The sequence below is a fragment of the Brevundimonas sp. D3-1P genome (genome assembly GCF_055809335.1).
Window position 1 is genome coordinate 437,460 of sequence record NZ_CM147908.1, and the last position, 13,917, is coordinate 451,376.

Genomic DNA, 13,917 nt, shown 5'->3' on the forward strand with positions numbered 1-13,917 from the left:
TCAATAGACGCCGGAAAGCACGCTGGCGATCAGGCCGGTGGCGACCGCGATCAGCAGGATATCGCCGCCGGCGTGGACGTAGCGATAGCCGCGCGGGGCGGGGCGCAGGCCGTACACATAGGGGTCGCGCACATAATAGCTGCGATACTGGCTCGGCAGATAGCCGCCGGTCCGCCAGCGATAGCCGGCGTAGCGCGGCTCCACCCGATAGTAGCCATAGCTGGGCGCGTACCAGTAGCCGGCGCGCGGTCCGTTGTAGCCGCGGAAGTCCGCCCGCCCACGCCACCAGTCGCGATTGCTGCGGTCCCAGCGATAGTCGCGGCGGTCATCCCGGCGCTCGGCGCGGAAATCGCGGCGGTCGTCGCGGCGATCCTGACGATAGCTCTGACGATCGTCATAGCGGCCGTTGCGCCAGTCGTTGCGATCATCCCGACGCTCCTGACGGAAGTCGCGGTGATCGTCGCGACGATCCTGGCGGTATTCGCGACGGTCGCGATCCTGGGCCTGGGCGAACATCGGCGCAGCCGTGGTCGACAGGGCGAGGGCGACGACGGCGGCCTTGGCGAGGCGGTTCATCTTCGTGCTCCATTCATGGGCGGCCGACGAGGCGCCGGATCGACCCGTTAATGACGATCACGTTCAGTCCCAGCGGCTGAACCCCCGCTGAATGGCGCCGTCAGGATTTCGTAAAGCCCGGCGGGCGGGTTTCCAGAAGGTGAATCGCGCCGCAGTATTCATTTTCGCTTTACTGAAAACACCGCCGATCGCCGTTCAACGTTAACTCTAACTTCAAACCGCCGGTATTTGATGTCGTCTCGCAAGGCGGGCCCAGAAGGGCGCCCGTTCAGGAGATACGGTGATGAACGCGCAAGAAATGGCGCAAGATCTGCAGGCCCAGGACAAGGGGCTGCCGCTGCCGACGCCGGACATGTCCGGCGACGACCTGTTCAAACTGGGCATGATGTATTCGGCCGGATCGGGCGGTTGTCCGATGGACCGGGTGTCGGCCCATATGATCTTCAACCTGGCGGCCATGAAGGGTTCCATCGAAGCGCGCGTCTATCGCCGCGAGATGAGCATGGAGATGGAGCGCGAGGAGATCGCCGAGGCCCAGAAGGCTGCGCGCCGCTACATCGACCAAGGCGTGGTCCAACTGGTCGCCTGACCCTCAGAACTGGGCGTAGCCGTTTCCGTTCGATCCGTTGATCGAATAGCTGAAGCCGATGGGCATGGCGGCGCGGACCTGGGTGAAGAAGGCCGCCAGTTCGCCCAGCGTCGAGCGTGGGACGAACAGGATGTCGCCCCGCCGCAGAGCCGCCACCTCGCCTCGGCGCGGCCGGAGGTCGACGACGCGCATCATGCGCGATCCGCCCGGCCCGCGTCGGATCAGGGCCACGCTGTCCGGCCTGGACGTCGGGGCGAAACCGCCCGCCTGGATGATCGCCTGATAGGCGTCCAGATCGCCGACCATTTCGAACACGCCGGGGGTGCGGACCTCGCCGTCCACCCAGACGCGGATCGGTCCGGCTTGGCGCAGCGTCACCTCGACGACTGGCCGGATCAGCTGGGAGGCGTAGACTGCGGCGAGATCCTGCTGCAACTGGGGCAGGGTCCGGTCCGCCGCCATGACCGAGCCGATCAGGGGCAGGGCGATGCGGCCGTCTGGGCCGATCCTGACCGTCCGCGTCAATTCCGCCGCTGTCGGCGTGGCGACCTCGATCTCGTCGCCCGGATAGAGCAGATATTCCGGCTGCCGGTCCGTCCAGTCGGCGAAGCCGATGCCGGGCCCCCCCCCCTGGACCGTATGCGGGCCGCCGGCGATCCCGCCGGGAGCGCGCATGGCGCCGGCGCCGCCGCAGGCCGACATAGAAGTCGCGAGGGAGGCCGAGCCCAGGCCGAGAAGAAACAGGCGGCGATCGGACAGCATGGGAATCGGTCGGCCCTCGGATATCGGTCGATCGAAACTGGCCGATTATGGGTAATCATCGGTTAACGCCGGTGGGCGAAGGGTGACGACAACACGCCTTTCCAAGGGATTCGCCCCGCTTCCATGCGTCCTTCGGCCTATGTCATGACCCGACCGCGCTACGGCGTGCTGGACGTCATCGGCCTGTTGCTGCGCGAGCTGCTGCTGATGGTCCTGGTGTTCGCGGTCATCCTGGCGATCGGCGTGGCGGCGGCCATGACCCTGAAGAAGAGCTACACCGCCACGGGTTCGGTCTTCGCCGGCGTGGGCCAGGAATATGTCTATCAGCCGCGCGTCGGCACGGCCGAGCGGGGACAGGCCCCCCAGGGCGACGAGGTCGCAAACTCCGAAGCCGCGATCCTGGGATCGGGCGCCGTGCGCCAGAAGGTGGTCGAGGCCTTGGGGCCCGCCGCCATCCTGGGCGAGGCGCCCAAGGGCGGTCCCGAAAAAGCCGAGGCGTCGGCGCGGCGCGTGATCGGGACCAGTCTGACCGTGGCCACCGCGCCCGGCAGCGCCGTCATCCATCTCAGCTACAAGGCCGACGACCCGGAACGGGCGGCGCGCGTGCTGAACGCCGTGATCGAACAGTATCTGGCCTATCGCCGCGAGGTTTTCCGCGACAAGACGCCCGCCATCGCCAGCCAGCGCGTCGCCTTCGAGGACGAACTGGGCGATGCGGACCGGGCCTACGAGACCTTTCTGGCGTCCAACCAGATCGGCGACTTCGCCGCCGCCAAGGCCACCCTGGCGGCGACCTATCAGAGCGTCTTCGCCGACCGGATGTCGACCCAGAGTCAGTTGAACCAGACCAGCCAGCGGCTGAACACCCTGACGGCGCAGCAGGCGGGCACGCCGGCCGAAGTGGCGCTGCAGCAGGATCTGAATATTTCGGCCCAGGACCAGGTGCTGCAACTGCGCACCGAGCGCGAGCAACTGCTGTCGCGCTATCAGCCCGACGCCCAGCCGGTGAAGGACATAGAGGCGCGGATCAACCAGCTTCAAGCCTATGTCGCGACCGGGACGGCGGTGGGGGCCAAGGAGGTGCGCACCGGCCCGAACCCCGTCTGGACCGAGCTGGAGACCAACCGCATCAACACCCGGGCCGAACGCGATTCGCTGGCGGCGCGGCTGGCGGTGCTGGATCGCCAACTGGGGGACATCCGCGCGCGCCAGGCTCGGCTGACGGCGCTGGAATCCGAAAACACCACCCTGGCCGGCAATCGCGAGGTGCTGAGCGCCTCGATCCGCGAATTCCAGCAGCGCGAGACCCAGAGCCGGGCCGACAACGCCCTGGTCGCCGCCGGGGCCGACAATGTCACCGTCATCGAGCGCGCCCAGCCGCCGTCGACGGGCAAGAGCCTGAAGATCCCGCTGCTGGCGGCCGTCTTCCTGTTCGCGGCCTTCACCGCCCTGTGCGTGGGCCTTTTGCGGGTGTTCACGCGGCGGGGCTTTTCCACCCCGGCCTCGGTCGGCCGGACGCTGGACATGCCGGTTCTCGCGGTCGCGCCGGCCAAGCCTGGATAGGGACAGTCGTGCTAGATTGAGACCTTAGGGAGCGCCTTGGCGATTCGATGGTCGATCTGACTTCTGAAATGGCGGGTCTGTGGGCCGCGCTGGGGCCGGCGCCGGCGCACCGCGCACGCGTCGTCCAGTTCGCCGCCGCCGCGACCGGAGAGGGGGCCTCCACCGTCGCGCGCGAGTTCGCACGGCTGGCCGCCGTGCGGGCGCGCAAGCCCGTCTGGCTGATCGACGGCGACCTGGCCCAGCAGGGGCAGCTCGAGGCCGTCGCGGCCGAGCCGGATCGCTTCGGACAGATCGGCAAGGCGGCCCAGGCGTCGCCCGACGGGTCCAGCTTCTACGCCGTGACGCCGCGCGTGACCGGCCGCGACGGCAAGCCCGTGCCCGATTCGCGCCTCCTGACCGCGCGGCCCTGCCTGGGCGGGCGTCTGTGGGTGACGCATTTCCACATGGAGGCGCTGCGGTCCGGCCACCGGGTCGAGGCGCTGGGCGATGCCCGCTACTGGGAGGCGTTGCGGCCCCATGCCGACACCATCGTCATCGACGCGCCCGCTGCAGATCGCAACGACATGGCCATAACCCTGGCCCCCTTCGTCGACACCACGGTCCTGGTGGTGGCCGCAGAAAGCACGGCCGCCAGCGCGCCGGTCATCCTGCGCGACGAGATCGAGGCGGTGGGCGGCAGGATCGCCGGCGTGGTGATGAACCGCTCGACCTATCGCGCGCCTGGCTTCCTGCAGCGGTTGACGGGCTGAGGCGCTTCAGCCGCCGCGCGACAGCATCGCCGCCCCATAAAGTTTCGGCTCGAAGCGGCGGGTCCAGAGCAGCTTGCCCAGACCGCGCGCGCAACGGTCATAGACTTGGGCGCGGCCGGGATGGCGCAGCATGGCGAATACCAGAGACGCCGCACCCCAGATCGCGGTCTGGGCGGCGCCGACCAGCATCCATTTGATCACCCCCGGCCAGTCGTCCCGGTCGGCGGCCATCTGGCTGGGGCTCTGGCCATAGGCGAAGGCGCGGGTCAGGGCGTAGGCCAGGGTGGCGCGGTGGGGCGGAGCGAACTCGTCCACCCAGGCGTCGGCGGCCCAGCCGAACCGGCCGCCGCGCTTCATCAGGGCGGTGAACAGGCGATCGTCCTCGCCCCCAGTCTCGTTCATGGCCACGTCGAACGGGGCCGGGCCGGGCAGGGCGGTCTGACGCACCATGAGGGTGTTGCCGCAGCCGTGAAGGTCGTCGGTCAGGCCGTTCCGAAGCGGCCCTTGGCGGCCGAAGAACCGCTCAAGATAGGCGGTGGTCCAGCCGGCGTCATCCGGCACGCGGCCGCGAATGGGACCGAACAGGACGTCGGCGCCGGTCTGGACCTGGGCCTCCAGCAGGGCGGCGAGCCAGCGGGGCGAGGCGGCCTCGTCGTCGTCGAGGAAGGCGATCAGGGGGGCGTCGGTCGCGGCCAGGCCGGCGTTTCGCGCGGTGGCCACGCCGGGTATCGGGGCGTGGACATAGGCCAGGGGGACGGGCCCCTGGGATCGCAGCCGCTCCGCCAGAGGCGCGGCCGAGCCGTCCGGGTCGTTGTCGACGACGACGACGGCGGCGATCCGCTCCAGCGCCTCGGCCTGGGCGAAGACCGAACGCACGGCGCGCTCCAGCCCCTCGGGCCGCCGCAGGGTGGGGATGACGACGGCGACGTCGCGCATCAGATCGCATCCGCATAGACGGCCGCGCGATAAAGACGCAGGGCGAAGGCGCGCGCCTTGACCGGCAGGAACGGGACGCTCGCCGCCCGTCGCATGGCCCGGCGGGCCAGGGGCAGGAAGGGCAGGCGTTTCAGCGCGCGCGCGGCGCGATAGCTGGGATAGGTCTGCACGATGTCGGGGTGCAGGGCCACGACCCGGGCGAAGTTGGCCGCGCCCTGGTCGAACTTGCGCGCCAGATCCTGGACGGTGTCCAGCCCCATGTGGGTGGCGGGATTGTCGACATGGATGACGGGAAAGCGGCGGGACACGCGCATGGCCCATTCCACGTCCTCCCAGCCCCAGCCGGTGAAACCGGGATCGAAGGACTCGGCGGCGAAGACGTCGCGCCGCACCAGCAGGTTGGAGGTGTAGACGTATTTCTCGGGCGTCAGGGCGCGGGTCGCGGCCGGCATGCATTCGGACGCGGACGACAGGGCGCGGTGGACGGCGAAGCGCGCCTCGGCCGGGGCCTGATCCAGCGAAAAGCCGCCGAAGGCCGCGGCCGGGGCGGTCTCTGCGACCAGATCGCGCCAAGTCTGCAGGAAGCGCGGCGTATCGGGCCGCATGTCGCTGTCCAGAAACAGATAGGCGTCGCCCCGCGCGGCGGTCGTCAGGCGGTTTCGGCCCTTGGCGCGCCCCTCGTTGGCCGACAGGGTGATCAGGCGGGCCGGCAGTTTCAAGCCATCCGCCGCCGCCCGGAGCCGGGTCGTCAAGGCGGCGTCGCCCGTACCGTCGTCCAGCAGGATCAACTCGACCGCGCCTCCGAGGGCCTCCGCTTCCCTGTCCAGCATTGTCATCAGCATTTCGGGATCGTCGCGCAGGAAGGGCGTCAGAACCGAAATCCGGGGCGCGGCCCTAGCCCAGGCCGCATTGTCGTGAATCTGGGCGGTCATGCGATGGCGCCCCGTCTCGCGCGGATCATGCGCATGGCCACGTCCCGCACCCCCGCGGCGTTCAGGATCAGGGCGGCGGCGGCGTAGACCAGGCCGCCGATCCCGGCGTCCATGACCAGTTCGGGCAATCCGCCGATCGACGGCAGGAACCAGACCGTCGCGGCCATTACGGCGGACGCCAGACCGCAGCGGACCAGCGCTTCCCACGGCACCGGCAGGGCGATGGCGCGGCGGCTGAGCGCCAGGCAGGCGATCAGGCCGATGGCGAAGCTGGCGGCTGTGGAGACGGCGGCACCGACCACGCCCAGGCGCGGAATCAGCAACAGGTTCAGCCCGATGTTGCTAAGGGCCGGGATCGCCATCGTCACGAGCAACAGCCCGGTCCTGCGCCCCAGGGTGAAGCCAAAGCCGAAGTAATAGGCGATCATGCCCGACAGGAAGGACGAGGCCGCGATCCAAGGCGTGACGAGGGCGGCGGCGTCCCTGAGCTCGCGCCCGATCATCAGCTCCGCCATCGGCCGCGCGACCAGCGACAGGCCCACCGCCGCGGGCAGGCCGATCAGGATCAGGGTCGAGCCCTGTTCGAGCGCCGTCCGGCGCAGGGCCTCGCGCCCGCCACGCTCCAGCGCCATGACCATGGCCGGCGCGCCCGCCGCCCCCAGCCAGATGAAGATGACGTCCAGCGTCCGGTTCGCCAGGCTGTAGCTGGCGTGATAGGCGCCGACCGCCGCCGCATCCATGAAGGCCGCCAACAGGAAACGATCGGTCGAGGCCAGAACCAGGGCCAGGGTCAGGGACGCCGCGATCGGATAGCCATAGGCCGCATAGGCCCGCAGCCGCGCCCGATCCACCATCCCGCCGGTCGTCTGGCGAAGCTCTCCCGGCAGGATGAAGGGCAGGGCGAACAAGGGCGCGATGGCCAGGCCCAGCAGGGGAGAGGCCGCGCCCGCGCCCGCCACGGCGAAGCCGGCGCCGACCAGGAAGCCCAGTATGGCCACGAAGATGTCCAGGCCGGCGGCCTTGGACACCTCGCCGGCCGCGCGGAACCGCTCCTGCGCCAGCTTGGCCAGGTTGCGCACGGGCGCGCCCGCAAGGCCGAAGGCGACGGCGATCTTGAAGGCGGGCGTCAGCGGCGCCAGCCAAACCGCCACGGCGGCGACCGGGATGAAGACGGCGATGATGGCGAATGATGTGCGATACAGGCTGGCGAAATGGGCGGCCAGGCCGTCCGGCGTCCGCTCCGCCGCCCAGAAGCGCGCCATCGACGCCTCCAGCCAGCTGAAGGTCACGGTATGGGCCAGGGTCGTCACCGAGAACGCCAGGGCGTAATGGCCGAAATCGGTCGGACTGAGCAGGCGCGTGAAGACATAGATGGTCAGGAAGCCGACCACGCCCTGGACGATCTGGGCCGGCAGATAACCCCAGACGCCGCGCCAGAACATACGCTGTTCGCTCAACGCACGGCCGCCCGGTCGCCCAGCAAAATGGGCACGGTGATCAGCATGATCCACAGGTCCAGCCAGAAGGATTGGCGCTCGACATATTCGATATCCAGCTGAACCCGCTTGCGCACCTGGGCCTCGGTGTCGACGGGGCCGCGCGAGCCCTTGACGGCGGCCCAGCCGGTCATGCCAGGCTTGATGCGGCAGCGATGGGCGTATTCGGCGACCAGCAGGGCGGATTCCGTCTCGCCCGTCTTCATGCCGATGGCGTGGGGGCGGGGCCCGACCAGGGACATCTCGCCCGACAGGACGTTGAAGAGCTGGGGCAGTTCGTCCAGGCTGGTGGCGCGTATGAAGCGGCCGACGCGGGTGATGCGGTCGTCGCCGGGACAGACCTGGCGAGAGGCGGTCGCATCGGCGGCCTCGTGGCGCATGGACCGGAACTTCCACACTACGATGGTCTCGTGATTGAAGCCGTGACGGCGCTGGCGAAAGAAGACGGGACCGGGGCTGTCCAGACGAACGGCCAGGGCGATCAGCGCCATGATCGGCGCCGCGACGGCCAAGAGCAGCGCCCCGATCAACAGGTCCTGCAGCCGCTTGTTGAAGGCGCGGCGATCCGGGTCGGCCGGACCGTCCAGTGCGGCCAGGGGCGCATTGGCCAAGCGGTTCAGCACGCCGTCGCCGCCCAGTTCCGAATCGACCAGCACCGTCAGCGGATTGGGCAGGGTCTGCAGCCGCTGGGTCAGATCGCGCACCCGCTGGCCTGCCTCCGGGTCGATGGCCAGGACGATCCGGTCGACATAGGGCATGATCCGATGGGTCATCAGGGCGCTGGCGTCGCCTAGCACCGGCACGCCGGCGACGCTTTGCGGGGCGCGGGCCAGCCGGTCGTCGAACACGCCCAGCACATTCATGTCGCGCCGATCCAAGGCCTGTTCGATCAGGGTCTGGCAGTGCCGGGTCGCGCCCACCACCACGATATTGGGCGACAGGGCGCCCTGTCGCCGCCAGCGCGCGATCAGGCCCAGCCAGGCGCCATGCAGGCCCAAAAGGCACGCGCCGTTCGCCGCAGTCCAAAGGCCGACGCGGCCCGGGGCTTCGGCGCCCAGGGCGAGGGCCGCCAGCAGCGCGGCGCCGCCGGCGACGAGACCGCACGCCGCGACCCCGGCCAGATGCAGGGGCCAGAAGGTGTCGCGCGCAAAGCGATAGAGTTGGAACCCGCGCAGCAGCGTCAGCGCCGATAGGGCGCCCGCCGCCAGGGGCGCGGCCTCGGCCGCCGTCAGACCGTGCGAGGCCTCGCCAGGCCGAAGCCCGAACATGGCCGCCAGGGTGACGCCGATCACCGCCAGCACGTCGATCAGCCGGAAATAATGCGCCGACAGCCGCACCGACGAGCGCTGGCGCGCGTTCAGCCAGACCTCGGGCCGGAACGGACCCCGCGCGGCGCGCGGCCTGCCCGGCGCGGCGCCGCCGCCCTGGCCCTGCGCGCGGGCGGCGAGACTGTCGGGACGGTCGAGCATCGGGGTCCGAGGGCGGTTGACGAAACGCCATTCTGCGGCTTCGGCCTCTATGTCGCGTTAACATGACCGCTTTCACGCGAACCCGATTGCGCGATGCATCAGCCTCCGCTATCGACGCCCTCGCAGGAGACGTGGCCGAGTGGCTGAAGGCAACGGTTTGCTAAATCGTCGTACCGGGTAACCGGTACCGAGGGTTCGAATCCCTCCGTCTCCGCCATAGACCGCCGATCACCGTCTATGGTGCGATTTCGCCGCCGATCGTTCCGTCCCACCGGGTGAGATAATAGGCCGCCGATTCTACGCTACAGCCCGATATATCTCGAGAATCGAGAGCCGCGACGGCGGCTTGCGACCCCATAGCGGTTATGAAGACGCGCGGAGCGCCTTCATAAGCCGCCACAGATTCAGGCGCTCATCATGCAAAGCCGGTTGAACGCGAAAGCTCCTCCCACGCCGCGATTTCGGCCCGCATCCCGTCGAGTTTCTGCTCGACGAGGCCAAGTGCGTCATCGCCCAGGAACAGCCGCACCGGCGGATTCTCGGCATCGACCAGCGCGAGCAACGCCTGGGCGGCCTTGGCGGGATCGCCGGGTTGGTTGCCGCTCTTGGCCTGTCGTGCGGCGCGGATCGGGTCCATGACCGCGTCATAGTCGGCGATGCTGCGCGATGTGCGATCCATCGAGCGTCCGGCCCAATCCGTGCGGAACTGGCCGGGAGCGAGCGCCGTCACCCGAATTCCAAAGCTCGCCACCTCCTTGCCGAGCGCCTCGGAGATGCCTTCGAGCGCGAATTTGCTTCCGCAATAGAAGGTGATCCCGGGCATGGTGATGAAGCCGCCCATGGACGTGACGTTGACGATATGGCCCCGCCGCCGCTCCCGCATGCCTGGCAGCACCGCCTTGATCATCGCGACGGGCCCGAAGACATTGGCGGCGAATTGGCGCTGAAGAGCGTCCATGGACGATTCTTCCAGCACGCCCTCATGGCCATAACCCGCATTGTTCACCAGCACGTCGACCGGACCGGCCCGTCGTTCGGCTTCGGCGACAGCCGGGAGAATCGCATCGAAATCGGTCATATCCAGCATGACCGGGTGAGCGCGATCGGGCGCGAGCGCGGCGAAGGCCTCGGCGTCGGCCTGCCGCCGCACGGTGCCGATCACACGGTGGCCCTTTTCAAGCGCGCCCAAGGCAAAGGCGCGCCCCAGGCCGGAACTGACGCCGGTAATGAGAAATGTCTTGGAGGTGGAAGCCATGGGACAACTCCGGGCTATGACTAAAACTATATCATGATATAAATAGGGGCATGACAGGAAGCAAGAGCCAGGTCGCTCCGGCCACCGCCAGGGGCGAGCCGCTTCGCCAGCGCGTGATGGACGCAGCGGAGCGACTGCTCCGCAGGGGCAAGGCCGATTTCTCGATGCGCGACCTCGCCGCCGAAGCCGGAGTCAGTTTCGCGACACCGTTCAATCAGTTCGGGAGCAAGGCTGCGATCATGCATGCCCTTTCGGGGCGGCGGATCGATACGATGGCCCAGCGCTTTGCCAAGATGTCTCCGCCTGCCGACGCCGCCGGCAGGGTGCTGTTGGCGATCGACACGGCGGTCGAGGTGATGCTGGAGGAGCCGGAGATAAATCGAGCCGTGATGGGGTGGATCGGCACGGCCGGTCCGTCCCCCGGAAAGGTCCTGGCGCACTCCACGACCTTATGGTCGCTGGCCTTGGGCGCCGGCGACGGCTTGATCGCGGCGCGCAGGGAGAGAGCGCTGCGCTGTTTGCCGGAACAGTTCGCCTTCGCCTTTCGCGGGGTTCTGTCGTTCTGGACCGCCGGCGAACTGCCGGATCAGGCGCTTGCCTCGAATGCGCGGGAGATGGCGAAAACGTTGCTGTTCGGATTTGTCGAACCGTCGCTATTCAGCGATTCCGCCTCCTAAGCCGCCGTTGGAGAAGCCGCCCATCGTCGCCATTCGTTCGAGGGTTAAATCGGAGGGCTATGGCTTAGATAGGTCCCTGTTCGTCGTTCTCGGCGCCATCGGCGGAACTGCCGGAACTGGACAGCGACGACGTGCTGAATATGAGCGTCGTCTTGTTGGTAGGCGGAGCAAATGTCGCGGGTCTGTCGCCGCGCGGCGTTATCAAGGCGACGCGCCAGCGTCGTTCAGCCGACATCGCCAGAGCGTAGGCACGGCCCCAGCTTAGCCGAATCCGGGGGATCCGATGTTCAAGACCACGCTGAAGGCGCGCCTGCTGGCCGCCGCGACCCTGACGGGCGCCATGATGGGCGGGAGCGCCGCCTGGGCGCAGGAGGCCCAGCCGGTCAGCAGCGTGGACGACGTGATCGTCACCGCCCAGTTGCGCGAGCAGAAGGCCATCGACGTGCCCTTCGCCCTGACCGCCTATTCCGGGCAGTTCCTGCAAGACCTGGGCATTCAAGAGTTCGATCAGCTGTCGGCCTTCGTGCCCGGCTTCCTGGTGCAGAACCAGTCGCCGAACAACGCCGGCTTCGTGATGCGCGGCATCACCTCCGACTCGGGCGAGGCCACCACCGAGCCCCGTGTGTCGGTGTTCCAGGACGGCGTGTCGATCTCCAAGTCGCGGGGTTCGTATGTCGAACTGTTCGACATGGAACGGATCGAGGTCGCCAAGGGGCCGCAGTCGACCCTGTACGGCCGCGGCGCCCTGATCGGCGCTGTCAATCTGGTCCAGAACCGCGCTCGACCCGGCCAGACCGACGCCTACGCCCAGATCGAAGCCGGCGACGAGGGCTATGTCTCGGTCGAGGGCGCCGTAAACCTGCCGGTGGGCCAGACCGCCGGCCTGCGTCTGGCCACGCGGATGAAGACCCGCGACGGCTATGTCGAGAACCTGTTGGGCGGCGAGGACTACAACTCCATCGAGACCAACGCCTTCCGCCTGTCCGGCGCCTGGACGCCGAACGACGCCATGCGGTTCGACGTCATCGCCAACTATCAGACCGACGAAGCCTCGGGCACGTCGTTCAAGTCGATCGCCTATGAGCCGGCCGATCCGAACACCGGCGCCGTCCTGGGGTCGAAGGCGCCGTGGGAAGGCGCGGCCCTGACGCCGGGCGGCGAGTTCGACGGCGGCAAGGACCTGGGGCTGGACCGCAAGGTCTGGGGCGTGACCGGCCTGGCCCGGATCGACCTGACGCCTTCGTGGACGCTGAATTCGACCACCGCCTATCGCCAGTTCGAAAGCTATGAGACCTTCGACGCCGACGGCGTCTCCCTGCCGATCCTGACGGCGGCCGAAGACGCCTATGGCGAACAGTGGAGCCAGGATCTGCGCCTGTCGTTCGACAACGGCGGCCGTCTCAGCGGCTTCGTCGGCGCCGGCTGGTTCCACGAGGAGGGCTATCAGCGTGCGCCGCTGCAGTTCAACGAACGGGTCGCCCTGCCGCAACTGGTCGGGCTGCTGGACGGCGCTCCGGGCGTGGTCGGCGACAACACTCTGCCGCTGGGCGCCTATCCGGCGGTCGTCACGAGCGCCCTGATCGCCCCCGCCTCGATGGGCGGTTTCGGACTGCCTGCGCCGGTGGCGGCCGCCTTGGTCGCTAATATGAAAGCGGCGCACATCGAGGAAAGCACCAACCATGGCGAGCTGACCTCCTATGACGTCTTCGGCGACCTGACCTTCCAACTGACCGACCGGCTCGAGATCAGCGGCGGCCTGCGCTACACCCAGGACGACAAGACGAGCGGCTTCTCCAGCCGCCTGGTCAACGGCCGTTCGGTGGGCGGCGGCCTGCTGGCCCTGCAATCGGTCCAGGCCAACATCACCCGCCTGATCGCGGCCGGCACCCCTGCCTCGCTGGCCCAGGCCGCGCAGCTGGGCGCCTTCGCCAACAGCCTGATCGCCGGCCTGGCCACGCCCGGCATGGCCAACGCCCCTGCGTCGCCGACCTTCCCGCTGTTCGGCCTGACCATTCAGCCGACCGTCAACAATGGCGACACCGTCTACCGCGACCTGGACGACGACGGTCTGACCTGGCGTCTGACGGCCCGCTACGCCGTGACCGACGACGCCAATGTCTACGCCAACTATGCGCGCGGCCGCCGTCCCAAGGTGCTCTCGGCCTCGTCGCCCAGCCATCCGGTCGGCCTGCTGCTCGCCGGCGACGTGGCCCGGATCGGCCAGCCGAACTTCTCCGAAGTCGATGCGGAACAGGTCGACAGCTACGAGGTCGGCGCCAAGGCCGCCCTGATGGATCGTCGCCTGCGTCTGGACGGGGCGGTCTATTATTACAGCTACGAAAACTTCCAGACGACGGTGCAGCAGGGCGCCGAATTCATCACGACGAACGCCGGCGAGGCCAAGGCCTACGGCTTCGAAGGCCAGATGAACTTCGCCCTGACCTCGAACTTCGACCTGTTCGCCACCTACGGCTACAACCACTCGCGGTTCGAGAACGGCGTGTTCGACGGCAACCGCTTCCGCCTTTCGCCGGACCACCGGGCCTCGATCGGCGCCCTGTGGAGCCTGCCGGTCGGCGGCGGGGCGATCGAATTGCAGCCGACCTACACCTGGCAGTCGGAAATGTTCTTCGACAACGACAACGATCGCCCCGACCTGCAGACCGTCGCCCGCGGCGCCATCGTCGCCGATCTGATCCAGGACGAGGTCCAGGAGTCCTACGGCCTGCTGAACATGCGCGTCCGCTATGTGCCGGATTCGGCGAACTGGGCGGTCGAGGCCTTCGGCGAGAACATCCTCGACGAGGAATATATCAAGGACGCAGGCAACTCCGGCGACAGCCTGGGGATGCCGACCTTCATCGCGGGACGCCCGGCCTCTTACGGCATGGTGTTCAAGTTGAAGCTGTAAGG

The 13,917-nt window shown here is 68.4% G+C and carries 12 protein-coding genes and 1 tRNA gene; 6 read left to right on the top strand and 7 right to left on the bottom strand.

What is annotated here, in order from left to right:
- The gene (locus AC0L6G_RS02215) at window positions 1–576 is read right to left on the bottom strand and encodes an RcnB family protein (RefSeq protein ID WP_293826061.1); all 576 of its coding nucleotides are present in this window, start codon (window positions 574–576) and stop codon (window positions 1–3) included.
- A gap of 283 nt (window positions 577–859) precedes the next feature.
- On the opposite strand from AC0L6G_RS02215, the gene AC0L6G_RS02220 reads away from it, so the two are divergent.
- Complete coding sequence (locus tag AC0L6G_RS02220) at window positions 860–1,165, top strand: sel1 repeat family protein (protein WP_291536748.1); 306 nt, start codon at window positions 860–862, stop codon at window positions 1,163–1,165.
- A gap of 3 nt (window positions 1,166–1,168) precedes the next feature.
- On the opposite strand, the gene AC0L6G_RS02225 is transcribed toward AC0L6G_RS02220, so the two are convergent.
- Entirely contained in the window at window positions 1,169–1,927 is a 759-nt protein-coding gene (locus AC0L6G_RS02225) for a polysaccharide biosynthesis/export family protein (RefSeq protein ID WP_473252782.1), read from the bottom strand.
- Between the two features lie 144 nt (window positions 1,928–2,071).
- Between AC0L6G_RS02225 and AC0L6G_RS02230 the strand changes: the two genes are divergently transcribed.
- Together AC0L6G_RS02230 and AC0L6G_RS02235 are read left to right on the top strand one after the other, a co-directional pair.
- Window positions 2,072–3,490 (top strand): GumC family protein, encoded by a 1,419-nt coding sequence (locus tag AC0L6G_RS02230; RefSeq protein WP_291536745.1) that lies wholly within the window; start codon window positions 2,072–2,074, stop codon window positions 3,488–3,490.
- Window positions 3,491–3,537: 47 nt separating this feature from the next.
- A complete protein-coding gene (locus AC0L6G_RS02235) occupies window positions 3,538–4,239 on the top strand; it encodes a P-loop NTPase family protein (RefSeq protein ID WP_293826057.1) in 702 nt (233 codons plus the stop codon).
- 6 nt (window positions 4,240–4,245) lie between these two features.
- Here the strand turns inward: AC0L6G_RS02235 and AC0L6G_RS02240 are convergent, their stop codons facing one another.
- The 4 genes from AC0L6G_RS02240 to AC0L6G_RS02255 are packed head-to-tail and all read right to left on the bottom strand — an operon-like array spanning window position 4,246 to window position 9,072.
- Window positions 4,246–5,175 (bottom strand): glycosyltransferase family 2 protein, encoded by a 930-nt coding sequence (locus AC0L6G_RS02240; protein ID WP_293826055.1) that lies wholly within the window; start codon window positions 5,173–5,175, stop codon window positions 4,246–4,248.
- Window positions 5,175–6,107, bottom strand: a complete 933-nt coding sequence (locus AC0L6G_RS02245; protein ID WP_473252783.1) for a glycosyltransferase family 2 protein — start codon at window positions 6,105–6,107, stop codon at window positions 5,175–5,177. Before AC0L6G_RS02245 ends, AC0L6G_RS02240 begins: the two co-directional genes overlap by 1 nt.
- Entirely contained in the window at window positions 6,104–7,549 is a 1,446-nt protein-coding gene (locus AC0L6G_RS02250) for an oligosaccharide flippase family protein (protein WP_293826092.1), read from the bottom strand. The genes AC0L6G_RS02245 and AC0L6G_RS02250 overlap by 4 nt, the downstream gene beginning before the upstream one ends.
- An 11-nt stretch (window positions 7,550–7,560) precedes the next feature.
- Complete coding sequence (locus AC0L6G_RS02255) at window positions 7,561–9,072, bottom strand: exopolysaccharide biosynthesis polyprenyl glycosylphosphotransferase (protein ID WP_293826051.1); 1,512 nt, start codon at window positions 9,070–9,072, stop codon at window positions 7,561–7,563.
- A gap of 125 nt (window positions 9,073–9,197) precedes the next feature.
- On the opposite strand from AC0L6G_RS02255, the gene AC0L6G_RS02260 reads away from it, so the two are divergent.
- A tRNA-Ser gene (locus tag AC0L6G_RS02260) sits at window positions 9,198–9,289 on the top strand.
- 198 nt (window positions 9,290–9,487) lie between these two features.
- Here the strand turns inward: AC0L6G_RS02260 and AC0L6G_RS02265 are convergent.
- Window positions 9,488–10,327 (bottom strand): oxidoreductase, encoded by an 840-nt coding sequence (locus AC0L6G_RS02265; RefSeq protein WP_473252784.1) that lies wholly within the window; start codon window positions 10,325–10,327, stop codon window positions 9,488–9,490.
- 50 nt (window positions 10,328–10,377) lie between these two features.
- Between AC0L6G_RS02265 and AC0L6G_RS02270 the strand changes: the two genes are divergently transcribed.
- Window positions 10,378–11,004 (top strand): TetR/AcrR family transcriptional regulator, encoded by a 627-nt coding sequence (locus AC0L6G_RS02270; RefSeq protein ID WP_473252785.1) that lies wholly within the window; start codon window positions 10,378–10,380, stop codon window positions 11,002–11,004.
- 283 nt (window positions 11,005–11,287) lie between these two features.
- Window positions 11,288–13,915, top strand: a complete 2,628-nt coding sequence (locus AC0L6G_RS02275; RefSeq protein ID WP_473252786.1) for a TonB-dependent receptor — start codon at window positions 11,288–11,290, stop codon at window positions 13,913–13,915.
- Window positions 13,916–13,917 lie beyond the last annotated feature (2 nt).

What these genes read in the sequence shown, in the direction of transcription:
- AC0L6G_RS02230 (WP_291536745.1), top strand. Translation starts at nt 2,072, where the DNA reads ATGACCCGACCGCGCTACGGCGTGCTGGACGTCATCGGCCTGTTGCTG.
- AC0L6G_RS02255 (WP_293826051.1), bottom strand. Translation starts at nt 9,072, where the DNA reads ATGCTCGACCGTCCCGACAGTCTCGCCGCCCGCGCGCAGGGCCAGGGC.
- AC0L6G_RS02225 (WP_473252782.1), bottom strand. Translation starts at nt 1,927, where the DNA reads ATGCTGTCCGATCGCCGCCTGTTTCTTCTCGGCCTGGGCTCGGCCTCC.
- AC0L6G_RS02235 (WP_293826057.1), top strand. Translation starts at nt 3,538, where the DNA reads ATGGTCGATCTGACTTCTGAAATGGCGGGTCTGTGGGCCGCGCTGGGG.
- AC0L6G_RS02265 (WP_473252784.1), bottom strand. Translation starts at nt 10,327, where the DNA reads ATGGCTTCCACCTCCAAGACATTTCTCATTACCGGCGTCAGTTCCGGC.
- AC0L6G_RS02245 (WP_473252783.1), bottom strand. Translation starts at nt 6,107, where the DNA reads ATGACCGCCCAGATTCACGACAATGCGGCCTGGGCTAGGGCCGCGCCC.
- AC0L6G_RS02270 (WP_473252785.1), top strand. Translation starts at nt 10,378, where the DNA reads ATGACAGGAAGCAAGAGCCAGGTCGCTCCGGCCACCGCCAGGGGCGAG.
- AC0L6G_RS02220 (WP_291536748.1), top strand. Translation starts at nt 860, where the DNA reads ATGAACGCGCAAGAAATGGCGCAAGATCTGCAGGCCCAGGACAAGGGG.
- AC0L6G_RS02250 (WP_293826092.1), bottom strand. Translation starts at nt 7,549, where the DNA reads ATGTTCTGGCGCGGCGTCTGGGGTTATCTGCCGGCCCAGATCGTCCAG.
- AC0L6G_RS02240 (WP_293826055.1), bottom strand. Translation starts at nt 5,175, where the DNA reads ATGCGCGACGTCGCCGTCGTCATCCCCACCCTGCGGCGGCCCGAGGGG.
- AC0L6G_RS02275 (WP_473252786.1), top strand. Translation starts at nt 11,288, where the DNA reads ATGTTCAAGACCACGCTGAAGGCGCGCCTGCTGGCCGCCGCGACCCTG.
- AC0L6G_RS02215 (WP_293826061.1), bottom strand. Translation starts at nt 576, where the DNA reads ATGAACCGCCTCGCCAAGGCCGCCGTCGTCGCCCTCGCCCTGTCGACC.